Below are 19,519 nucleotides of genomic sequence, written 5' to 3' on the forward strand. Positions count from 1 at the left end.
CGGATCATGGCACTCAAGAACTACAAACCGACAAGCCCCGCGCGCCGCGGCCTGATTCTTGTCGACAAGTCCGGCCTGTACAAAGGCAAGCCGGTCAAGTCGCTGACAGAAGGCAAGCGCAAGACCGGTGGCCGTAACAACAAAGGTCATGTCACGTCGCGTGGCATCGGCGGTGGTCACAAGCAGAAGTACCGCTTTATCGACTTCAAGCGTCGTAAGTGGGATGTTCCTGCGACTGTCGAGCGGATCGAGTATGACCCGAACCGTACGGCTTTCATCGCGCTTCTCAAATATGAAGACGGTGAGCAGGCATACATCATCTGTCCGCAGCGTGTTGCTGTTGGTGACACCATCATTGCTGGCGAAAAGACCGACACGAAGCCAGGCAATGCCATGCTTCTGGGTCAGATGCCGGTTGGCACGATCTGCCACAACGTAGAGATGAAGCCGGGCAAGGGCGGTCAGATCGCTCGCTCTGCTGGCGCTTACGTTCAGCTGGTTGGCCGTGACCGCGGCATGGTGATCGTTCGTTTGAACTCTGGCGAACAGCGTTACCTTCGCAGCGATTGCATGGGCACGGTTGGCGCGGTGTCTAACCCCGACAACCAGAACCAGAACTTTGCGAAAGCCGGCCGCACACGCTGGAAGGGCAAGCGCCCTCTCACACGTGGTGTTGCGAAGAACCCGGTCGATCACCCACACGGCGGTGGTGAAGGCCGTACCTCAGGTGGCCGTCACCCGGTTACCCCTTGGGGCAAGCCGACCAAGGGTGCTCGCACTCGTAACAACAAGCAGACGGACAAGATGATCATCCGTTCGCGCCACGCCAAGAAGAAGAGGTAAGGACACATGGCACGTTCCGTCTGGAAAGGTCCGTTTGTCGAACTCAGCCTTCTGAAGAAGGCGGAGGACGCACAAGAGGCGAGCAACAGCAAGCCGATCAAGACCTGGTCGCGTCGCTCGACCATTCTCCCGCAGTTCGTTGGTCTGACATTCAATGTCTACAACGGGCACAAGTTCATTCCCGTCTCTGTTTCGGAAGAGATGGTTGGCCACAAGCTTGGTGAATTCGCGCCGACGCGCACATTCCCCGGCCATGCTGCCGACAAGAAGGGTAAGCGCTAATGGGCAAGGCAAAATCACCGCGCCGTGTTGGCGATAACGAGGCATTGGCTGTCGGCACCACGATCCGTGGTTCGGCGCAGAAGCTGAACCTCGTTGCACAGCTGATCCGCGGCAAAAAGGCCGAAGAGGCTTTGAACATCCTCTCCTTCTCCAAGAAGGCGATGGCGCGTGACGCCAGCAAGGTGCTCGCTTCGGCGATTGCCAATGCGGAAAACAACCATAATCTCGACGTCGACGCGTTGGTCGTTGCCGAGGCTTCAGTGGGCAAGTCGATTACGATGAAGCGTTTCCACACACGTGGCCGCGGCAAGTCGACCCGTATCCTGAAGCCGTTCAGCAAGCTGCGCATCGTGGTTCGCGAGCACGACGAGGAAGAGGCGTAAGATGGGCCAGAAGAGCAATCCGATCGGTCTGCGCCTGCAGATCAACCGCACCTGGGACAGTCGCTGGTACGCTGAAGGGCGTGACTATGCGAAGCTTCTCAAGGAAGACATCGAGATCCGCAAATACATCTTCGAAACCGTGCCACAGGCTGCGATTTCGAAGGTTGTGATCGAGCGTCCGGCGAAACTTTGCCGCGTTTCTATCTATGCTGCACGCCCAGGCGTGATCATCGGCAAGAAAGGCGCAGACATCGAGAAGCTTCGTTCGAAGCTTGCATCGATGACTGATAGCGAAGTGAAGCTGAACATCGTTGAAATCCGCAAGCCGGAAATCGACGCGAAGCTTGTTGCACAAGGTATCGCTGACCAGCTGATCCGCCGTGTCGCTTTCCGTCGCGCTATGAAGCGTGCGGTTCAGTCGGCTCTGCGTCTTGGTGCAGAAGGCATCAAGATCACCTGTGGTGGTCGTTTGGGCGGTGCGGAAATCGCCCGCGTTGAATGGTACCGCGAAGGCCGCGTTCCGCTGCACACGCTGCGTGCCAACATCGACTACGCCGAAACCGAAGCGCTGACTGCTTATGGCATCATCGGTATCAAGGTCTGGATCTTCAAAGGCGAGATCCTGGCACATGATCCGACTGCGCAAGACCGTTTGATGATGGAAGCTCAGACTTCCGGCGTGCGCCCCGCTCGTTGATGGCGCCGCGCTGATTGGAAGATAGAGACAGACAATGTTGCAACCGAAGAAATCCAAATACCGCAAGGCTTTCAAGGGCCGGATCAAGGGCGACGCAAAGGGTGGCACTACGCTGAACTTCGGCTCTTATGGTCTCAAGGCACTTGAGCCAGAGCGTATCACTGCACGCCAGATCGAAGCTGCGCGTCGTGCGATTACCCGTGCGATGAAGCGTCAGGGCCGTCTCTGGATCCGTGTATTCCCGGACGTGCCGGTTTCGAAGAAGCCTGCCGAGGTCCGTCAGGGTAAAGGTAAGGGTTCAGTTGAATACTGGGCTGCGCGCGTAAAGCCGGGCCGCATCCTGTTCGAACTCGACGGTGTACCTGGCCCGCTGGCTGCGCTCGCATTTGAACGCGCTGCGATGAAACTGCCGATCAAAACCAAGGTTGTTGCCCGTCTGGGTGATACCTCTCACCTGGGAGGCGACAAATGAGCAAGGTAGAAGATCTGCGCACTAAGACTGATGATCAGCTTTCCGCTGAACTGACCGAGCTGAAGCGCGAACAGTTTAACCTGCGTTTTCAGGCTGCCACCAACCAACTCGAGCGTCCTGCTCGGGTTCGGGAAGTGCGCCGTTCGATCGCTCAGATCAAAACGCTGCAAAACGAGCGCGCAGCTGCGGCTGTGAAGGCTTAAGGAGTAGACCATGCCGAAACGTATCCTGATCGGATCTGTCACCTCCGACAAGACCGACAAAACCGTGACCGTACTGGTCGAACGCAAGGTGAAGCACCCGCTTTACGGGAAGATCATCCGTCGTTCGAAGAAGTATCACGCTCACGACGAAAACAACGAATACGCGATTGGTGACGTGGTCCGCATTGAAGAGACCAAGCCGATTTCGAAAACCAAGACCTGGACCGTGAAGGATCGGGTTGTGGCTGGTGGAACTCAGGCAGTGGAAGCTGACCTCGAAGTCGAAGCCGCCGGTAACTGAGTTAGACGAAGGAACTGTTGAGCCCCGGTTGGTATCGGGCGTCCCAACAAGCCAAGAGAAGGAACCGGATCAATGATCCAGATGCAGTCCAATCTCGACGTCGCAGACAATAGCGGCGCAAAGCGCGTCCAGTGCATTAAAGTACTGGGTGGCTCAAAGCGTCGCACTGCGAGTGTCGGAGACGTGATCGTGGTTTCCGTTAAGGAAGCCCAACCACGTGCCAAAGTTAAGAAGGGCGACGTGCACCGCGCAGTGATCGTGCGAACAAAGAAGGAAGTGCGCCGCAAAGACGGCAGCGTGATCCGCTTTGACAGCAACGCTGCAGTGCTCGTGAACAAGAGCGAAGAGCCAATCGGCACCCGTATCTTTGGCCCAGTTGTTCGTGAACTGCGTGGCCGCGGCTTCATGAAGATCATCTCGCTTGCGCCGGAGGTGCTGTGATGGGTGCTGCAAAGATCAAGAAGGGTGACAGCGTTGTCGTTCTGTCTGGCAAGGACAAGGGTAAGACCGGTACGGTCACTCAAGTCATGCCAAAGGAAGGCAAAGTCGTGGTTGAAGGCATGAATGTCGCAACCCGTCACCGCAAACCGAGCCAGGCCAACCCGCAAGGTGGCATTGAGCGCCGTGAGGCTCCGATGCACATCAGCAAGGTTGCCGTGGCTGATCCGAAGGATGGCAAGCCCACCCGCGTCCGCTTCGATGTGAAGAAGGACGGTTCCAAAGTGCGCGTTGCCGTAAAGAGTGGGGAGACCATCGATGGCTGATTACACTCCTCGTCTAAAGCAGAAGTTCGAAGACCAGATCGTCAAGGCGATGACCGAGAAGTTCGGTTACAGGAATCGTCTTGAAGTTCCGAAGCTTGAGAAAGTCACACTCAACATGGGTGTGGGCGAAGCAAGCCAGGACAAGAAGAAGGTAACGATCGCTGCTGAGGAAATGGCGCTGATCGCCGGCCAGAAGCCGGTCATCACTAAAGCCAAGAAGTCGATCGCTCAGTTCAAGCTGCGCGAAGGCATGCCGATCGGTTGCAAGGTAACCCTGCGCCGTGACCGTATGTACGAATTCATGGATCGTCTGGTGACTGTTGCAATGCCTCGCATTCGTGACTTTCGTGGTCTGAACCCGAAGTCATTCGATGGCCGTGGCAACTATGCAATGGGCCTCAAGGAACAGATCGTGTTCCCTGAGATCAGCTATGATCAAATCGAAAAGGTGCGTGGCATGGATATCATCGTCACCACTACCGCAAAAACCGATGACGAAGCACGTGAATTGCTGAAGCTGTTTGGCTTCCCTTTCCCCGCCGAAGCATCAGATGAAGATAAGGAAGCGGCGTAAGCCGCTTAGGAGAGCTTAAGTCCAATGGCGAAACTGAGTTCCATCAACAAGAACGAGAAGCGCAAGAAGCTCGTTCAGAAGTACGCAAACAAGTACGCCAAGCTTAAGGCGATTGCTGCGGACGAGTCTCTCGATGAGAGCGAACGTCTGATTGCACGTCTGAAGATGGCGGAAATCCCGCGCAATGCGAACCCGACCCGGGTCCGCAACCGCTGCGCCACCACCGGCCGCCCACGCGGCTATTACCGTAAGTTCGGCATCAACCGTATCGAACTGCGTCAACTCGGCAACCGGGGCATGATCCCTGGTCTGACCAAGTCGAGCTGGTGAGGAATTAGACAATGGCAATGACCGATCCATTGGGTGATATGCTCACCCGTATCCGCAACGGCCAGCAGGCGAAGAAGGACTCTGTCCTGTCACCTGCGTCAAAGCTGCGTGCGAATGTGCTCGAAGTGCTTCAGCGTGAAGGCTACATCCGTGGCTACAGCGAAGACGCATCTGGCAAACACCCTGCGCTGCGGATCGAACTGAAATATTTCGAGGGTGAACCGGCTATCAAGCATGTCGCTCGTGTCTCCAAGCCTGGCCGCCGCGTTTATTCGGGTTCGAAAGAGCTTCCGACTGTGCGCAACGGCCTTGGTATCACCATCGTTTCGACCCCTCGCGGAGTGCTTTCGGACAGCGAAGCTCGCAACGAGAACGTCGGTGGCGAAGTGCTGGCGGAGGTGTTCTAATGAGCCGTATTGGTAAGAAAGCGGTTGCGATCCCTAGCGGCGTAACGGCTACCATCGAAAACGGTACGATGACCGTGAAGGGCCCGAAAGGCACCCTTTCCATGGGTCTCAGTGACCTGATCGACTACAAGGTCGAAGGTGAAGAGATCCAGGTCAACCCGGCCAACGACACCAAGCAGGCGCGCTCTTTCTGGGGCATGCATCGCACGCTGGTATCGAACCTGGTTGAAGGTGTGACCGACGGTTTCACCAAGACACTTGAAATTTCAGGTGTCGGTTATCGTGCTCAGGCGCAGGGCAACAAGCTCAAGCTGCAGCTCGGTTTCAGCCACGATGTCGACATCGACGTGCCAGAAGGCATCGACGTGAAGACACCTGATCAGACAACTGTGATTGTAAGCGGAATGGACAAGCAGGCCGTTGGCCAGCTCGCCGCTGAAATCCGCCGCTGGCGCAAGCCCGAGCCTTACAAGGGCAAGGGTATCAAGTACCAGGGCGAGTATGTCTTCCGTAAGGAAGGGAAGAAGAAGTAAGATGGCAAAGCTTTCTCTCTTTGAACGCCGCCGCCGCCGCGTGCGCACCGCGCTTCGCAGCCGTGCTGGTGGTAAGCCGCGCCTGTCCGTGCACCGCACCGGCAAGCATATCTACGCGCAGATCATCGATGATGCAGACGGCAAGACGCTTGCTGCCGCTTCGACGCTCGGTGCGAAGGCTTCAGGTGCCAATGTCGATGCCGCCACAAAGGTTGGCAAGGACATTGCAGCTGCTGCCAAGAAGGCTGGCGTAACGACTGTCGTGTTCGATCGCGGCGGTTTCCTTTTCCACGGCCGCGTGAAAGCGTTGGCTGATGCCGCTCGCGAAGGCGGGCTGGAGTTCTGATGATGGCTGACGAAAAGAAAACACCAGAAGCCGAATCTGAAGCACCGAAGGTTGAAGAAACCGCGGCTGCTGAAGAAACCAAGGTAGAAGCAGCGACGGAAGAAGCTGCTCCTGCTGAAGAAGCGGCTCCTGCTGAAGAAGCGGCTCCTGTTGCTGATGACCAGCGTCAAGGGCGCGGTCGCGGTCGTGGCGGCAACCGTGATGGCGGAAATCGTGGCCGTGGCGGCCGTGACAACCGTCGTGGTGGACGCCGCGAAGAAGAAGATGACGGCATCATTGAGAAGCTGGTTCACATCAACCGCGTGTCGAAAACAGTGAAGGGCGGTAAGCGCTTCGGTTTCGCAGCATTGGTTGTTGTGGGTGACGGATCGGGCCGCGTCGGCTTCGGCCACGGCAAGGCTCGCGAAGTTCCAGAGGCAATTTCGAAAGCTTCGGCTGCTGCGCGCAAGAAGATGGTTCGCGTTCCTTTGAAAGAAGGCCGCACGCTGCACCACGACGGCAAGGGCCGTTTCGGTGCCGGCAAGGTAACCGTTCGTACGGCGCCTCCGGGTACTGGCATCATCGCCGGTGGTCCGATGCGTGCTGTGTTCGAAAGCCTGGGCGTTGCAGACGTTGTGACCAAATCCGTCGGTACGTCGAACCCGTACAACATGATTCGCGCTACATTCGATGCGCTGACCAACCAGTCTTCGCCGAAGTCTGTGGCTCAGCGTCGTGGCAAGAAGGTTGCAGACCTGCTTGGCCGTGGTGGCGCTACCGAAGCGGAAGCAGAAGCTGACGCTGCTGCAGTTGTGGAGTAAGGTCAATGGCTGCCAAGAAAACCGTAAAAATCAAGCAGATCGGTTCGCCGATCCGTCGTCCGGAAAGCCAGCGCAAGATCCTGATCGGTCTTGGGCTTAACAAGATGCACAAGGTCGTAGAGCGTCAGGATACCCCTGAAGTTCGCGGCGCGATCGCCAAGATCCCGCATCTGGTTGAAGTGGTCGACTAAACCAATCACGTGACCCTGCTTCGGCGGGGGTCACTTTTTTAGCGCGAACCCCGGATCGGGGCATAGAAAGCGAAAGCGAGTGCAACAATGAAACTCAACGACATCCGTGACAACGAAGGCGCCCGCAAGGGCCGCATGCGTGTTGGCCGTGGCATCGGCTCTGGCAAAGGCAAGACCTCTGGTCGTGGCCAAAAGGGTCAGAAGAGCCGTTCTGGCGTAGCGATCAAGGGCTTTGAAGGCGGCCAGATGCCGCTGCACATGCGTTTGCCAAAGCGCGGGTTCAACAACCCGTTTGGCAAGGACTTTGCTGAAGTGAATATCGGCATGGTTCAGAAGTTCATCGACGCGAAGAAGCTCGACGGCAAAAAAGACATTACTGAAGAAGCGCTTCGTGCTGCTGGCCTCGTGCGTGGTGGCAAGGACGGTGTTCGTCTGCTCGGCAAAGGCGAGATCAAGGCCAAGGCGAAATTCATCGTTGCTGGTGCCACCAAAGGTGCGATTGCAGCGGTTGAAAAGGCTGGTGGCAGCGTCGAAGTGATCGCTGCGGCTCAGCCCGAGCACGAGAAAAAGGCTGCCCGCCACGAAGCCAACAAGGCGGCGAAGGCCAAGTAATCAAATAAATTGGGGCGCGGGGGTTCGACATTGGGCCATCCGCTCCCTATCTAACCGTTCTGAGCTATCTGAGCCGGACACGGGCCGGCGCAAGACCAGGATTGATCTGATACAATGGCATCACGCGCCGACAGCATTGCGAGCAATCTAAACCTCGCCAATTTCTCCAAAGCCACCGAGTTGCGTCAGCGCATCTGGTTCACGCTCGGCGCGCTCATCGTGTTCCGCTTTTTGAGCTTCGTGCCGCTGCCGGGTATCAACCCGTTGGCGCTGTCACAGCTTGCAGAGCAGACCCAGGGCGGCATTCTGGACATGTTCAACATGTTCACAGGCGGCAGCCTGGAGCGGATGAGCCTGATCGCGCTTGGAGTCATGCCTTACATTACCGCTTCGATTGTGGTGCAGATGGCATCTGCGCTCCACCCGACGCTCGCAGCCCTCAAGAAAGAGGGTACGACTGGTCGCCAGAAGCTGAACCAATACACGCGCTATGGCACAGTGTTCCTGTGTTCGATCCAGGGCTGGTTCCTGGCTGCGGGCCTGGAAAGCTTTGCTAACTCTGCTGGTCTGCAGGCTGTGGTCGATCCGGGCTATATGTTCCGTGTTGGCGCTGTGATCAGCCTTGTCGGCGGCACGATGTTCCTGCTGTGGCTGGGTGAACAGATCACCAGTCGCGGTATCGGCAATGGCGTTTCGCTGATCATTATGGCTGGCATCGTGGCGCAGTTCCCGATGTTTACCTCGAACCTGTTCGAAGGCGGCCGCACCGGTTCCATTGCACCAGGCGTCATCATCGGCTTTATCGTGATGGTCGTTGTGCTTATCCTCATGATCAGCTTCGTTGAGCGCGCACAGCGCCGCCTGCTGATCCAGTATCCGAAACGTGCGACGCAGCGCGGCATGATGCAAGCGGACAGCTCTCACTTGCCGCTCAAGCTCAACACAGCCGGCGTTATCCCGCCGATTTTCGCTAGCTCGCTGCTCTTGCTGCCGCTGACGATTACTCAGTTCGCGGGCAATTCGCTTGACCCTACAAGCACCGGTGGCCAGACAATCCAGTCGATCGTGCAGTATCTGCAGCATGGCCAGCCGCTCTACATGACGCTCTATGCTATTCTGATCATGTTCTTCGCGTTCTTCTACACAGCGGTTGTGTTCAACCCGGAAGAGACGGCAGACAATCTGAAGAAAAACGGCGGCTTCATTCCGGGTATCCGCCCGGGCAAACGCACCGCGGATTATCTCGACTATGTGCTGACCCGTATCACTGTGGTGGGCGCAATCTATCTCACCGCGGTCTGTGTGGTTCCGGAATATATGATCGCGCAGACAGGCATTCCGCTGTTCCTTGGCGGCACCAGTCTGTTGATTGTGGTCAATGTGACAGTGGATACGATCAGCCAGGTGCAATCCCACCTGTTGGCACACCAGTATGGTGATCTTATCAAGAAGGCCAAGTTGAAGGGCCGTAAGCGCTAAGCTTTTCATTCGGGGGTAGGCGACCAGTGAACATTATTCTTCTTGGCCCTCCGGGCGCTGGTAAAGGCACCCAAAGCGGCCGCCTTGTCGCCAATCGCGGGATGAAGCAGCTCTCCACCGGAGATATGCTGCGCGAAGCGGTCAAGGCGCAGACCCCGGTGGGCATCAAGGCCAAGGCGGTTATGGATGCAGGCGAGCTGGTCTCGGACGAGATCGTCTCTGACCTGATCGATGCCGAATTGGCTGAGCTGGACGATGCAACCGGCGCAATCTTTGACGGATATCCGCGCACTGAAGCGCAGGCGGAAAGCCTGGATGAGCTGCTGACCAAGCATGGCCGCACGCTGGACTATGTGATCGAGCTCGAGGTCGATGTGGATGCTCTGGTAGAGCGTATCACGGGCCGTTTCAGCTGCGCCAATTGCGGCGCGCTGTATCACGACACAGCAAATCCACCCTCGAAAGAAGGCGTGTGCGACACTTGCGGTTCCACCGAGTTCAAGCGCCGACCGGATGACAATGAGGAAACCGTGCGTACGCGGATGCAGGAATATCGGGCCAAGACCGCGCCGATCCTGCCCGGCTATGAAGCGCGCGGCATTGTGCGGCGGGTTGATGGCATGGCGTCCATCGACGAATTAACTGCAAAGATCGACGCGATCCTTGGCTAAAGCCCCGCGCGGCGAATAGTCCTTTCCCTTGAGGCCGTGGTTGCTTAGACCAAAGTCCAAGAGGAGAGGGCCACCATGAGATTCCTGACTGTTTTCGCCGGTGCGGCATGGCTTGCAGTGTCTGGCGCTGCGCAAGCGGAAGTTGTCGCGAGCAGCGACGACGGATTTGTCACGCGAGACAGTGCGGTGGTTGATGCCACCCCGATGGAAGTCTGGCTCGCCCTGATCTCTCCAGGCAAATGGTGGAACGATGCGCATACCTGGTCGGGCGATGCAGCGAATATGACGCTCAAGCCGCAAGCGGGCGGGTGCTTTTGCGAACGGATTCCTGAAGATGTCGATGCAGACCGTGTGACGCTGGAAGGCAGCGTCGAGCATATGCGCGTGGTACAGGCCTTTCCCGAAAGGGCGCTGCGCATGCGCGGCGGACTGGGCCCGCTCCAGAGCGAGCCGGCTGGCGGCGTTTTGACGGTAGTGATCAGCGAGGCCGAGAATGGCACGCAGATCGTCTGGGAATACATCGTGGGCGGTTTCATGCGCTATGAAGTGCCGGTGATCTCGATCGCGGTGGACGGTGTCATGACGCAGCAGCTGAATGGTCTCGCCGATTTGCTGGGCCGTCTTGATGTGCCGGACGCTCCGTCGGAAGATGTCGAACCTGAAGCTGAAGGGGCTCCGGTTGAAGAATCCGCCCCTGAAGTTGACGGCGGGGAGCCCCGTCCGTCGGTCGATGAAGCCTTCAGCGATCTCAGCGACAACTAGTTTTCACCAAGCTAGCGGATTGCCGATTTTGGATATCGGGTGCTAGCTGGTATGAGGTTGAAATTTAGCGATGAGGGCCCATATAAGGCTGCGTTGTCGTTTGCGCGTGCTTGCCTGTTGACGACTCAACAGAATCACATTAAGCGCGCTCATCATTCGACATGTTCGAAATAAGTCCGGCAGGCGGCAGACGAATGCGCCCCTATCGGGCTTTTTGCCGTTTAAGCGTCAGCCTGCTCGGGTTTGCGCATGTCGATTTGTAGCGATGAGATAGGGAGGCGGACTGTTCTGTCTTGGCCCTGTGGAGCATGGAGAAGTAAGTGGCTCGTATTGCCGGGGTGAACATCCCCACAAACAAGCGCGTGATTATCGCGCTGACATATATTCACGGAATTGGCCGCACAACGGCCGTCCAGATTACTGACAAGCTGGGCATCGATCACACCAAACGTGTGCAGGATCTTTCTGATGAAGAAGTACTGCGTATTCGTGAGACGATCGACGCTGATTACACCGTGGAAGGCGACCTACGTCGCAATACCGCGATGAACATCAAGCGCCTGATGGACCTGCGTTCATATCGCGGTCTTCGTCACCGTAACCAGCTGCCCGTTCGCGGCCAGCGTACCCACACCAACGCCCGCACTCGCAAGGGTAAGGCGAAGCCGATAGCCGGCAAGAAGAAGTAAGCGGATCGCGGTCTTCGGACCCGAGATGCTTTTCCCTTCTTTGGACGAATAAAGAGGAATACGAACCATGGCACGCGAACCCGTCAAAATCAGGCGCCGTGACAAAAAGAATATCAGCAGCGGCGTTGCGCATATCAACGCCAGCTTCAACAACACCATGATCACCATCACCGACGCACAGGGCAATGCTATCAGCTGGTCCAGCGCAGGCATGATGGGCTTCAAGGGTAGCCGTAAGTCGACACCATATGCTGCACAGGTTGCTGCGGACGATGCCGGCAAGAAAGCTGCCGAGCACGGTGTGCGTACGTTGGAAGTCGAAGTGAAGGGCCCGGGCTCGGGTCGTGAGAGCGCGCTGCGCGGTCTCGCCGCTGTCGGTTTCAACATCACATCGATCAGGGACGTGACGCCGATCCCGCACAATGGTGTGCGGCCGTCGAAGCGTCGCCGCGTCTGATCCGTTGCTGATTGGCGGCTTTCGGGCCGCCCAAACAGAGTTTCGGACCGGACGCGCTCTAACCAGCGCTCCGGTCCAGTCCGCATTTGAAAACGCTGCTTAGCGAATTAGGGGAAATCCATGTCCGTCAATATGAAGAACTGGCAGGAACTTAAGAAGCCCAACACTCTCGAGATCAAAGAAGGCGGAGACAAAGGTCGCAAGGCGACTTTCGTTGCAGAACCGCTGGAGCGTGGTTTCGGTCTTACACTCGGTAACGCGCTGCGTCGCGTCCTTCTGAGCTCGCTTCAAGGTGCCGCGATCACATCGATCAAGATCGAGAACGTTCTGCACGAGTTCAGCTCGCTTGCGGGTGTTCGCGAAGACGTGACCGACATCGTTCTGAACGTGAAGCAGATCGCATTGAAGATGGAAGGCGAAGGCGCCAAGCGTCTGCAACTTTCTGCAACCGGCCCGGCTGAAGTGAAAGCCGGCGATATCGCTGTTTCCGGCGACATTGAAGTCATGAACAAAGATCTAGTGATCTGTCACCTGGACGAAGGCGCAACGCTCAACATGGAGCTGACCGCTGACGTAGGTAAGGGCTATTCGCCCGCAATTGCCAATCGCCCGGCAGATGCGCCGATCGGCCTGATCCCGGTCGACAGCCTGTATTCACCGGTTCGCCAGGTGAGCTACAAGGTTGAGAACGCACGTGTTGGCCAAGAGCTGGACTATGACAAGCTCAGCCTCACCATCGAAACCGACGGCACAGTCACCCCTGAAGATGCGATCGCTTACGCGGCGCGCATCCTGCAGGATCAGCTGACGCTGTTCGTACACTTCGAAGACGGCATTCCGCAGCCACAGGCCGCAATGATCGGTCAGGCAGCGACTCCGCAAGAAGACGATGCGAACCAGCTTAACCGCTACCTTCTCAAGAAGGTTGACGAGCTTGAACTGTCGGTTCGTTCGGCTAACTGCCTCAAGAACGACAACATCATCTACATTGGCGATCTGGTCCAGAAGACCGAAGCCGAGATGCTGCGTACGCCGAACTTCGGCCGCAAGTCGCTCAATGAGATCAAGGAAGTGCTCTCCAGCATGGGTCTGCGCCTCGGCATGGATATCCCGGGCTGGCCACCAGAGAACATCGAAGAAATGGCCAAGAAGCTCGAACAGGAACTTCTCGGCTAAGATTGGCGAAGGTGGCGGCCACAACTTGCCACCAGGAACGGGCTACCTTGCACGGGCCCATTACGAACGAAGCGCTGATCCCCTCAGGAAAAGTCGGAACCGGTTTTCCGCCCGGAGGGGTCAGCCAGAAAGAGATAAACAATGCGTCACGGAATTTCACAGCGTAAGCTGAGCCGTAAATCGGGCCACCGTACGGCCCTGTTCCGCAACATGGCAGCGGCTCTGATCAAGCACGAGCAGATCCACACCACATTGCCAAAGGCGAAGGAACTGCGTCCTTACGTCGAGAAGCTGATCACGCTGGCAAAGCGTGGCGGCCTGTCGAACCGTCGCCTGGCGATGAGCCGTCTGCAGGACGAAACCCAGCTGAAGAAGCTGTTTGACACTCTGGCAGAGCGCTACAGCGACCGTGAAGGCGGTTACACGCGCATCATCAAGGCCGGCTATCGCGGCAGCGACGCTGCGCAAATGGCGATCATCGAGTTTGTCGAGCGTGACGAAGACGCGAAGGGCCAGGACTCTGGTCCGGTCCAGAACGAAGAAGACATGGAAGAAGCGTAAGCGACTTCATATCCGAACAAGCAAGGGCTGGAAGGGTAACCTTCCGGCCCTTTTTTGATGTGTTTGACACACTTCAACCTTTCCCATAACAGGCGCCCAAGGCTGAGAGCGGCCTGCCGTCCGCGGGCGCAAGCCAGGGTGAACACTCTCACGATATCACAAATCATCTTCAGGCTAGCCGGGATGGCAATGCGGACTCCATCGTAATCGGCTTGAGAGCAGGAGATTGATATGATTTCGCAACACCTTCCCAATCTGGCGAATATGAAGGTGCTGGCGCGGCGATACCGCTCCATCAAACAAACGCAGGGGCGCCATGTCTCGCATTCGCGTGCGCTGGCATTGATCGCGCGTCGTTATGGTTTCTTCGATTGGAACACTGCGGCTGCACAGGCCAGAAACCTGCATACACCCGATCGTTTTCAGGCCGGACAACATGTTGCTGGCCGGTACATGGGGCACGAGTTTCAGGCGCGCGTTGTCGCATCGACACGGCTGTCGCAAGAAGAGGTGCTGATCTCCCTCGAGTTCTGGGAGCCCGTTGACGTAGTGACGTCCAAGTATTTCTCGAACAATCGCAAGCGAGTTTCGGGCAGGATCGGGATTGATGGCCGGTCTCGGGAATGCTTGTCCGGCGGCATTCCCCACCTCGAGGTGATGGAAGAAGCAAGTATGGCGCGACCTTAGTTTAACCGCAGCAAGCGATCGGGCCGGTGGAGCGATCCATCGGCCCTTTTCTTTTATCCGCGCCGGGCTAGGGTGGCGCGCATGATCCGCACATCTCTCGGCGCTCTCGCGCTACTCGCTGCCATTCCCCTCGCAACCCCAGCCGTTGCGCAAGGCGCGCAGGAACAACTCGACGCTCGCTATGACCGGGCGCTGGCTGCTGGTTACAAAGCTCTGTTCCTGTGCAGCGCGATCGCGAATGCAGAGGCCAACGGCACCATGCGAACACCCGAAAGCGTCCACGAGTGGGAGCTGACAGGCATACAGGCGCCGCTGAATGATATCGTGCGCGATTTGCCCTATGAGATCATCCGCACGCCCGAATCCGGAACGGTTGATCAAGTGCGCGTCACTTGGGCCGATGACATGGGTCCGCGTACCGCGCGCTATCAGCCGCGCTTCGGCTGCGACCTGATGCCCATTGACTCCCCCGAGTTGGAGACACGAGAGCCGCTTCGCATGCGCAATTCCAGCTCAGAATCGGGCTGGTCCTTTCCTGACAGTGTGTCCGTCAACGGATTGCCAGGCGAACTCGGCGCAAAGGCGTTCGACGGGACCTATGGCGAGGGCAGCCGCACTACATCGGTCCTGGTCGTACAGAATGGCGACATTGCGCTTGAGCGTTACGCAGAGGGTTTCAACGCTGCGACCCCGCAGCGCACCTGGTCGGTGGCCAAGTCTATCGCTGCGACGCTAGTCGGTTGGGCGGTGCAAGCCGATGACGTAACGGTCGATCAACCGGTCGGGCTGGCTTATTGGCGCACGCAAGACGATCCTCGGCGGACGATAACGATCGACCATATGCTGCGCATGGCCTCGGGGCGTTATTCAGACACGCCCGGTAACAGGACTGATCCGCTTTACTGGGGCGGAGCCACTGTGGATGAAAGTGCGACCCATTGGCCGCTCGTGCATAAACCAGGCACTGTCTATCGCTATGCCAACAATGACACGTTGATGGCTGTGAAGGCGATCCAGTCATATCTGTCTTACTATCGGCCAATGGACTTCTTCGAGAGGGTCGGGATGCACCACACGGTTGCTGAGACCGACCATCGGGGCAATTATGTGCTTTCCAGCCAGGTCTGGTCGACCGCTCGCGATCTGGCGAAGCTCGGCCAGCTATACCTAAACAACGGCGCTCTGCCTGATGGTGAGCGCCTGTTGCCTGAAAACTGGCGGCAGTATGTATCCGATCCCAGCGGCCCCCAGCCGGATGGCCCGCTTGGCTATGGCGCCGGTTGGTGGCTGCTAAACAAGCAGGATGGCATTCCGGATGATGCATTTGCAGCGCTCGGCAATCGCGGTCAGTATGTCGTGATCGTGCCCAGCCGCAACGTCGTGATCGTTCGCCGAGGCGAAGATCCGGCCGGCTATCGTTTCGATATTGCAGCCTTTACGCGCGATGTGCTGGCGACGCTTGATTAGCGGCGCAACCTAGCTAGATTTTCCTGACACCCCTGGTCGCACCCACCGGAGTAAACCGAAAATGATCCGCCCGATACTGCTGGCAGCTACAGCCGGCCTTATTGCTGCACCGCTTGCCGCAGGCACACCTACTGTTCCCGAATATCCCGAAACCTATGCGCAGGATCTGACCGAGACGTTCTTCGGCGAGGAAGTTGCAGACCCCTATCGCTGGCTCGAAGATGATGTTCGCAACAACCCTGAAGTCGCGCTGTGGGTTGAACGTCAGAACGAAGTTACCGATGCGTTCCTGAACCGGCTCGACAACCGTGACTGGTTTGCGCAGCGGATTGCCGGGCTGATGGACTTCGAACGGTTTGGAATTCCGGAAAAGGCGGGCGATAACTACTTCTACACACGCAATTCCGGGCTGCAGAACCAGTCTCAGCTTTACGTGCAGACCGGCATCGATGGCGAGCGGCGCCTGCTGATCGATCCTAATGCATGGGCGGATGATGGCGCGACAGCGCTGGCCGGGTGGGAGCCTTCGCCAGATGGCTCGCTGCTCGCTTACAGCGTGCAGGACGGCGGAACCGACTGGCGCATTATTCGCGTGATCGATGTCGCGACCGGCAAGCAACTGGGCGATGAAATCCGCTGGGCCAAATTCACCGGCATCGCCTGGGTTGGCAACGAAGGCTTTCTCTATTCGCGTTTTCCCGAACCGGAAAAGGGGCAGGATTTCCAGGCGCTCAATTACAATCAGGCGGTCTATTTCCACGCCATTGGCACCGAGCAAAGCGATGACAGGCAGGTGTTTGCAACGCCCGATCATCCGGAGCGCGGGCATTCAGCGCGCACCACGCATGACGGGCGCTGGGCCACGATGACCAGTTCGCTAGGCACGGATGATGTCTATGAAGTACATCTGATCGATCTGAAAAGGCGCGGGCGCGATCGCTGGACTGCATTGCCATTGGTAACCGGCTTCGAAAATAGCTGGTCACTGATCGCCTCGCTTGATGGGACGTTGTACTTCACCACTAATCACGATGCGCCCAAGTTCCGCATCGTTTCGATCGATCCGGATGCTCGCGCGCCTGAATGGCGGCTGGTTGTGCCGGAAACGGATGAGCCGATCTCTGGCGCTTCCATTGTCGGTACCAAACTGGTGGTCGAATATCTGCGCGACGCCGCGAGCCGTGCGGTTGTGCTCGATCTGAAGGGGGAGGGCGCCAGTTCGATCGAATTGGCGGGGCTCGGCACCGCAAGCGGATTTGGCGGATCCCCCGGTGATCCCGAAACATTTTACAGCTTTGAAAGCTTCAACCGTCCGGACTCGATCTATCGCTTGAATTTGGAAACCGGTGAGACCGAGGCTTTTGCCAGCCCCGATTTGACCTTCGTGCCTGAAGATTATGCCATCGAGCAGAAATTCTATGCTTCAAAAGACGGCACGCGCATTCCGATGTTCATCGTGCGCAAGAAGCAGCTGGCCGAGAGCGGAGAGGCCGCGCCAACCCTGCTTTATGGCTATGGCGGATTCGATATCTCGATCACGCCGGGATTCAATGCCACCCGCATGGCATGGTTGGAAGCGGGCGGCGTGTTCGTGCTCGCCAACATTCGCGGCGGGGGCGAATATGGCAAGGAATGGCACGATGCCGGTCGCCGTGCGAACAAACAGAATGTATTCGATGATTTTATCGCGGCTGGCGAATTCCTGAAATCCAATGGATACACCACGCCGAACGGCCTGGCGATCGAAGGGCGCTCCAATGGCGGCTTGCTGGTGGCCGCCGTGACTAATCAGCGTCCTGATCTGTTCGATGCCGCACACGCAGCTGTGGGGGTGATGGACATGCTGCGTTTCGATCGGTTTACCGCGGGCCGATACTGGGTCGATGACTATGGCTATCCCGACCGCGAAGAGGATTGGCGTATCCTGCGCAGCTATTCACCTTATCACAACGTGCGTGATGGAGTGGACTATCCGGCGGTCCTTGTGACTACGGCTGATACCGACGATCGCGTGGTTCCGGGGCACAGCTTCAAATACGCCGCAGCGCTGCAAGCAGCTGAACTGGGCGACAAGCCGCAGCTGATCCGGATCGAGACGCGCGCGGGGCATGGGGCGGGTAAACCGACCGATAAGGTGATTGCTGAAGGCGCAGATGTGCTTGCTTTCCTTGCGCATTTCACTGGATTGGCGATTGTTCAGGAAAAATAGGACTTTTCTGAACAATCGCTGACACGCCAGTTCAGCGAGCCATCACCCCGAAGCATTTAGTTCTCTCATCACAGCCGAGGCAATCCCGCCACGGCCCAGATGAGGAGAACCTCAAATGAGCAAGACAACACAAGCATTCGCGAAGGGTGGGATCGCAACTGCAGCCGTGGGCGCACTGGCATTGGCCGGCGCGGCTCCAGCGCAAGCGAAAAACCGCGACGACAAGATTGATGCAGGCGATGTGATCGCCGGTGCGCTGATCGTTGGTGGCCTTGCAGCCATCCTCGGGGGCTCGAACAACAATAACCGCTATCGCGACAAATATCGCTATCATGACCGCGATTACCGCCCGCAGGGCAACCCAGAGCGTGCGATCCAAAAATGTATCAATGCCGTAGAGCGCGATGCACGCCGGGCGGGTTACCGGTTCGCCGATGTAACCGAGATCCGCGATGTCGATCGTGAGCGTCGCGGTTGGGAAATTCGTGGGCGCCTGGTGGTTGATGAGGGACGCGGCGGTTATCGCGGCGACCGGTACCGGGATCGCAACCGCTATAATGATCGCGGATATGCCTACAACCATCGCGGCCAGAATCTTGATCAGGGACGTTTCAAATGTGAGATTCAGCGCGGTCGGGTAGTCGGCATCAATTACCGCGGTCTACGCTACCTCGATTGATCGGGAATGACTCCAACCTCCACCAGACTGGGCGGTTCAGGCTTTGCTAAGCCTGGGCCGCCTAGCTCTTCGTCATAGATTCGACGCGTTTGGTGGGCGCATACAGCAGGAGGGACCATAATGGCCCAATTTGTAAAGCTTGCGGTCGCTTCCGGCACGCTTGCCGCAGTATCTTTAATGACAGCACCAGTCGCGGCCGCAGACATTCCCGCTATTGCACCAGCGGTGCATTCTGAATTGCCGCAGTTCGATGTTTTCAGCGCGGACGCGATGACTGCCGAGCATCACCGCCGCTACCGTTATCGTGGCTACCGCCATCGCCACCGCGTTGATGCGGGTGATGTGCTGGCAGGCGTGCTGATCATCGGTGGTATCGCGGCCATTGCCAATGCTGCATCGAATTCAGAGCGCCGCGAACGCAACGAGCGCTATCGTGACTATCGCGAGGACCGCAATGACTATCGCCGTGATCGTGATGATCGCCGCGATACGCGCCGTTCGTCTGGCAGCGGGCGCGGCATCGATGGCGCGGTTGATCAATGCCTGGCGGAAATCGAGCGCGACGTCCGCGTAGACGAAGTTGAAAGCGTGGATCGGACTGGTGAAGGTTGGCGTGTAACCGGTACTATTTTCAACGGTGACCGCTTCACTTGCACGATCGGCGCGGACGGCAGGATCGAGAACGTGAACTATGGCGACAGCTTTGCGGCGCAAGATCGCTCTGGCTCTGCTCGACCACGTCAGGTGCGCGACAACCAGTATAGCGATGATCGCTATCGCACGGCCTGGGCGCAAGTAGAACGCGAAGAACAGGTCGATCCCGATGCAGAGCTTCGCTCTCAGCAGGTTCCGGCCTATCCCGGTGGCCCGGTGGATGGCGATCTAGAGGAAAGCCCCTCGGACGATCGCTATGCAATGGCACAAGTGCCCGCGACCTAAGCCAA

Annotated in this window: 29 protein-coding genes; all 29 read left to right on the top strand. The window is 57.7% G+C overall.

The features are described from left to right. Positions 1–6 precede the first annotated feature (6 nt). The 29 genes from rplB to QQX03_RS05685 all read left to right on the top strand — a co-directional run bounded on the left by rplB (position 7) and on the right by QQX03_RS05685 (position 19,514). The gene (rplB, locus tag QQX03_RS05545; RefSeq protein WP_285976866.1) at positions 7–843 is read left to right on the top strand and encodes a 50S ribosomal protein L2; all 837 of its coding nucleotides are present in this window, start codon (positions 7–9) and stop codon (positions 841–843) included. Between the two features lie 6 nt (positions 844–849). Continuing rightward, a complete protein-coding gene (gene rpsS, locus QQX03_RS05550; protein WP_285976867.1) occupies positions 850–1,125 on the top strand; it encodes a 30S ribosomal protein S19 in 276 nt (91 codons plus the stop codon). After that, positions 1,125–1,508, top strand: coding sequence for a 50S ribosomal protein L22 (rplV, locus tag QQX03_RS05555; RefSeq protein WP_285976868.1), 384 nt, complete (start codon positions 1,125–1,127; stop codon positions 1,506–1,508). Before rpsS ends, rplV begins: the two co-directional genes overlap by 1 nt. Position 1,509: 1 nt before the next feature. Beyond that, positions 1,510–2,205: a 30S ribosomal protein S3 gene (gene rpsC, locus QQX03_RS05560; RefSeq protein ID WP_285976869.1), complete on the top strand. Its 696-nt coding sequence runs from the start codon at positions 1,510–1,512 to the stop codon at positions 2,203–2,205. Positions 2,206–2,239: 34 nt separating this feature from the next. Beyond that, the gene (gene rplP, locus QQX03_RS05565) at positions 2,240–2,677 is read left to right on the top strand and encodes a 50S ribosomal protein L16 (RefSeq protein ID WP_285976870.1); all 438 of its coding nucleotides are present in this window, start codon (positions 2,240–2,242) and stop codon (positions 2,675–2,677) included. Beyond that, positions 2,674–2,880 carry a 50S ribosomal protein L29 gene (rpmC, locus tag QQX03_RS05570; protein WP_285976871.1) on the top strand — a complete coding sequence of 69 codons (207 nt, stop codon included), beginning with the start codon at positions 2,674–2,676 and terminating at the stop codon, positions 2,878–2,880. Before rplP ends, rpmC begins: the two co-directional genes overlap by 4 nt. A gap of 10 nt (positions 2,881–2,890) precedes the next feature. Next, complete coding sequence (gene rpsQ, locus QQX03_RS05575; RefSeq protein ID WP_285976872.1) at positions 2,891–3,181, top strand: 30S ribosomal protein S17; 291 nt, start codon at positions 2,891–2,893, stop codon at positions 3,179–3,181. Between the two features lie 72 nt (positions 3,182–3,253). Beyond that, positions 3,254–3,622, top strand: a complete 369-nt coding sequence (gene rplN, locus QQX03_RS05580) for a 50S ribosomal protein L14 (protein ID WP_067598881.1) — start codon at positions 3,254–3,256, stop codon at positions 3,620–3,622. Next, positions 3,622–3,945, top strand: a complete 324-nt coding sequence (gene rplX, locus QQX03_RS05585) for a 50S ribosomal protein L24 (RefSeq protein WP_285976873.1) — start codon at positions 3,622–3,624, stop codon at positions 3,943–3,945. Before rplN ends, rplX begins: the two co-directional genes overlap by 1 nt. Continuing rightward, positions 3,938–4,519 (top strand): 50S ribosomal protein L5, encoded by a 582-nt coding sequence (rplE, locus tag QQX03_RS05590; protein WP_285976874.1) that lies wholly within the window; start codon positions 3,938–3,940, stop codon positions 4,517–4,519. Before rplX ends, rplE begins: the two co-directional genes overlap by 8 nt. A 24-nt stretch (positions 4,520–4,543) precedes the next feature. Then, positions 4,544–4,849: a 30S ribosomal protein S14 gene (gene rpsN / locus QQX03_RS05595; protein WP_285976875.1), complete on the top strand. Its 306-nt coding sequence runs from the start codon at positions 4,544–4,546 to the stop codon at positions 4,847–4,849. An 11-nt stretch (positions 4,850–4,860) separates the two neighbouring features. Then, a complete protein-coding gene (gene rpsH / locus QQX03_RS05600) occupies positions 4,861–5,256 on the top strand; it encodes a 30S ribosomal protein S8 (RefSeq protein ID WP_285976876.1) in 396 nt (131 codons plus the stop codon). Further along, positions 5,256–5,789, top strand: a complete 534-nt coding sequence (gene rplF, locus QQX03_RS05605) for a 50S ribosomal protein L6 (protein ID WP_285976877.1) — start codon at positions 5,256–5,258, stop codon at positions 5,787–5,789. The genes rpsH and rplF overlap by 1 nt, the downstream gene beginning before the upstream one ends. A gap of 1 nt (position 5,790) precedes the next feature. Then, positions 5,791–6,135 (top strand): 50S ribosomal protein L18, encoded by a 345-nt coding sequence (gene rplR, locus QQX03_RS05610; protein ID WP_285976878.1) that lies wholly within the window; start codon positions 5,791–5,793, stop codon positions 6,133–6,135. Continuing rightward, positions 6,135–6,935 (top strand): 30S ribosomal protein S5, encoded by an 801-nt coding sequence (gene rpsE, locus QQX03_RS05615; protein ID WP_285976879.1) that lies wholly within the window; start codon positions 6,135–6,137, stop codon positions 6,933–6,935. The genes rplR and rpsE overlap by 1 nt, the downstream gene beginning before the upstream one ends. Before the next feature lie 5 nt (positions 6,936–6,940). Continuing rightward, complete coding sequence (gene rpmD / locus QQX03_RS05620; protein ID WP_152434960.1) at positions 6,941–7,126, top strand: 50S ribosomal protein L30; 186 nt, start codon at positions 6,941–6,943, stop codon at positions 7,124–7,126. 87 nt (positions 7,127–7,213) lie between these two features. Then, positions 7,214–7,738, top strand: a complete 525-nt coding sequence (gene rplO / locus QQX03_RS05625; protein WP_285976880.1) for a 50S ribosomal protein L15 — start codon at positions 7,214–7,216, stop codon at positions 7,736–7,738. Between the two features lie 114 nt (positions 7,739–7,852). Next, positions 7,853–9,217 (top strand): preprotein translocase subunit SecY, encoded by a 1,365-nt coding sequence (gene secY / locus QQX03_RS05630; RefSeq protein ID WP_285976881.1) that lies wholly within the window; start codon positions 7,853–7,855, stop codon positions 9,215–9,217. 26 nt (positions 9,218–9,243) lie between these two features. Further along, a complete protein-coding gene (locus tag QQX03_RS05635; protein ID WP_285976882.1) occupies positions 9,244–9,888 on the top strand; it encodes an adenylate kinase in 645 nt (214 codons plus the stop codon). 75 nt (positions 9,889–9,963) lie between these two features. After that, on the top strand, positions 9,964–10,650 hold the full coding sequence (locus QQX03_RS05640) for an SRPBCC family protein (RefSeq protein ID WP_285976883.1): 687 nt from the start codon (positions 9,964–9,966) through the stop codon (positions 10,648–10,650). Positions 10,651–10,970: 320 nt separating this feature from the next. Then, a complete protein-coding gene (gene rpsM / locus QQX03_RS05645; protein WP_285976884.1) occupies positions 10,971–11,339 on the top strand; it encodes a 30S ribosomal protein S13 in 369 nt (122 codons plus the stop codon). A 67-nt stretch (positions 11,340–11,406) separates the two neighbouring features. After that, positions 11,407–11,796, top strand: a complete 390-nt coding sequence (rpsK, locus tag QQX03_RS05650) for a 30S ribosomal protein S11 (protein ID WP_285976885.1) — start codon at positions 11,407–11,409, stop codon at positions 11,794–11,796. A gap of 120 nt (positions 11,797–11,916) precedes the next feature. Next, on the top strand, positions 11,917–12,972 hold the full coding sequence (locus QQX03_RS05655) for a DNA-directed RNA polymerase subunit alpha (RefSeq protein ID WP_285976886.1): 1,056 nt from the start codon (positions 11,917–11,919) through the stop codon (positions 12,970–12,972). Between the two features lie 141 nt (positions 12,973–13,113). Then, complete coding sequence (rplQ, locus tag QQX03_RS05660; RefSeq protein ID WP_285976887.1) at positions 13,114–13,533, top strand: 50S ribosomal protein L17; 420 nt, start codon at positions 13,114–13,116, stop codon at positions 13,531–13,533. Between the two features lie 231 nt (positions 13,534–13,764). Then, positions 13,765–14,220, top strand: a complete 456-nt coding sequence (locus QQX03_RS05665) for a glyoxalase superfamily protein (RefSeq protein WP_285976888.1) — start codon at positions 13,765–13,767, stop codon at positions 14,218–14,220. Positions 14,221–14,301: 81 nt separating this feature from the next. Next, positions 14,302–15,687 (top strand): serine hydrolase domain-containing protein, encoded by a 1,386-nt coding sequence (locus QQX03_RS05670; RefSeq protein WP_285976889.1) that lies wholly within the window; start codon positions 14,302–14,304, stop codon positions 15,685–15,687. Positions 15,688–15,748: 61 nt separating this feature from the next. Next, a complete protein-coding gene (locus tag QQX03_RS05675; RefSeq protein ID WP_285976890.1) occupies positions 15,749–17,896 on the top strand; it encodes a prolyl oligopeptidase family serine peptidase in 2,148 nt (715 codons plus the stop codon). A 115-nt stretch (positions 17,897–18,011) separates the two neighbouring features. Further along, positions 18,012–18,575, top strand: coding sequence for a hypothetical protein (locus QQX03_RS05680; protein WP_285976891.1), 564 nt, complete (start codon positions 18,012–18,014; stop codon positions 18,573–18,575). Between the two features lie 120 nt (positions 18,576–18,695). Next, positions 18,696–19,514, top strand: coding sequence for a hypothetical protein (locus tag QQX03_RS05685; RefSeq protein ID WP_285976892.1), 819 nt, complete (start codon positions 18,696–18,698; stop codon positions 19,512–19,514). The last annotated feature ends 5 nt before the right edge of the window (positions 19,515–19,519 follow it).

Source organism: Altererythrobacter rubellus (assembly GCF_030284385.1).
Classification (GTDB): domain Bacteria; phylum Pseudomonadota; class Alphaproteobacteria; order Sphingomonadales; family Sphingomonadaceae; genus Erythrobacter; species Erythrobacter rubellus.

What these genes read in the sequence shown, in the direction of transcription:
- rplB (WP_285976866.1), top strand. Translation starts at nt 7, where the DNA reads ATGGCACTCAAGAACTACAAACCGACAAGCCCCGCGCGCCGCGGCCTG.
- rpsS (WP_285976867.1), top strand. Translation starts at nt 850, where the DNA reads ATGGCACGTTCCGTCTGGAAAGGTCCGTTTGTCGAACTCAGCCTTCTG.
- rplV (WP_285976868.1), top strand. Translation starts at nt 1,125, where the DNA reads ATGGGCAAGGCAAAATCACCGCGCCGTGTTGGCGATAACGAGGCATTG.
- rpsC (WP_285976869.1), top strand. Translation starts at nt 1,510, where the DNA reads ATGGGCCAGAAGAGCAATCCGATCGGTCTGCGCCTGCAGATCAACCGC.
- rplP (WP_285976870.1), top strand. Translation starts at nt 2,240, where the DNA reads ATGTTGCAACCGAAGAAATCCAAATACCGCAAGGCTTTCAAGGGCCGG.
- rpmC (WP_285976871.1), top strand. Translation starts at nt 2,674, where the DNA reads ATGAGCAAGGTAGAAGATCTGCGCACTAAGACTGATGATCAGCTTTCC.
- rpsQ (WP_285976872.1), top strand. Translation starts at nt 2,891, where the DNA reads ATGCCGAAACGTATCCTGATCGGATCTGTCACCTCCGACAAGACCGAC.
- rplN (WP_067598881.1), top strand. Translation starts at nt 3,254, where the DNA reads ATGATCCAGATGCAGTCCAATCTCGACGTCGCAGACAATAGCGGCGCA.
- rplX (WP_285976873.1), top strand. Translation starts at nt 3,622, where the DNA reads ATGGGTGCTGCAAAGATCAAGAAGGGTGACAGCGTTGTCGTTCTGTCT.
- rplE (WP_285976874.1), top strand. Translation starts at nt 3,938, where the DNA reads ATGGCTGATTACACTCCTCGTCTAAAGCAGAAGTTCGAAGACCAGATC.
- rpsN (WP_285976875.1), top strand. Translation starts at nt 4,544, where the DNA reads ATGGCGAAACTGAGTTCCATCAACAAGAACGAGAAGCGCAAGAAGCTC.
- rpsH (WP_285976876.1), top strand. Translation starts at nt 4,861, where the DNA reads ATGGCAATGACCGATCCATTGGGTGATATGCTCACCCGTATCCGCAAC.
- rplF (WP_285976877.1), top strand. Translation starts at nt 5,256, where the DNA reads ATGAGCCGTATTGGTAAGAAAGCGGTTGCGATCCCTAGCGGCGTAACG.
- rplR (WP_285976878.1), top strand. Translation starts at nt 5,791, where the DNA reads ATGGCAAAGCTTTCTCTCTTTGAACGCCGCCGCCGCCGCGTGCGCACC.
- rpsE (WP_285976879.1), top strand. Translation starts at nt 6,135, where the DNA reads ATGATGGCTGACGAAAAGAAAACACCAGAAGCCGAATCTGAAGCACCG.
- rpmD (WP_152434960.1), top strand. Translation starts at nt 6,941, where the DNA reads ATGGCTGCCAAGAAAACCGTAAAAATCAAGCAGATCGGTTCGCCGATC.
- rplO (WP_285976880.1), top strand. Translation starts at nt 7,214, where the DNA reads ATGAAACTCAACGACATCCGTGACAACGAAGGCGCCCGCAAGGGCCGC.
- secY (WP_285976881.1), top strand. Translation starts at nt 7,853, where the DNA reads ATGGCATCACGCGCCGACAGCATTGCGAGCAATCTAAACCTCGCCAAT.
- QQX03_RS05640 (WP_285976883.1), top strand. Translation starts at nt 9,964, where the DNA reads ATGAGATTCCTGACTGTTTTCGCCGGTGCGGCATGGCTTGCAGTGTCT.
- rpsK (WP_285976885.1), top strand. Translation starts at nt 11,407, where the DNA reads ATGGCACGCGAACCCGTCAAAATCAGGCGCCGTGACAAAAAGAATATC.
- QQX03_RS05655 (WP_285976886.1), top strand. Translation starts at nt 11,917, where the DNA reads ATGTCCGTCAATATGAAGAACTGGCAGGAACTTAAGAAGCCCAACACT.
- rplQ (WP_285976887.1), top strand. Translation starts at nt 13,114, where the DNA reads ATGCGTCACGGAATTTCACAGCGTAAGCTGAGCCGTAAATCGGGCCAC.
- QQX03_RS05665 (WP_285976888.1), top strand. Translation starts at nt 13,765, where the DNA reads ATGATTTCGCAACACCTTCCCAATCTGGCGAATATGAAGGTGCTGGCG.
- QQX03_RS05670 (WP_285976889.1), top strand. Translation starts at nt 14,302, where the DNA reads ATGATCCGCACATCTCTCGGCGCTCTCGCGCTACTCGCTGCCATTCCC.
- QQX03_RS05675 (WP_285976890.1), top strand. Translation starts at nt 15,749, where the DNA reads ATGATCCGCCCGATACTGCTGGCAGCTACAGCCGGCCTTATTGCTGCA.
- QQX03_RS05680 (WP_285976891.1), top strand. Translation starts at nt 18,012, where the DNA reads ATGAGCAAGACAACACAAGCATTCGCGAAGGGTGGGATCGCAACTGCA.
- QQX03_RS05685 (WP_285976892.1), top strand. Translation starts at nt 18,696, where the DNA reads ATGGCCCAATTTGTAAAGCTTGCGGTCGCTTCCGGCACGCTTGCCGCA.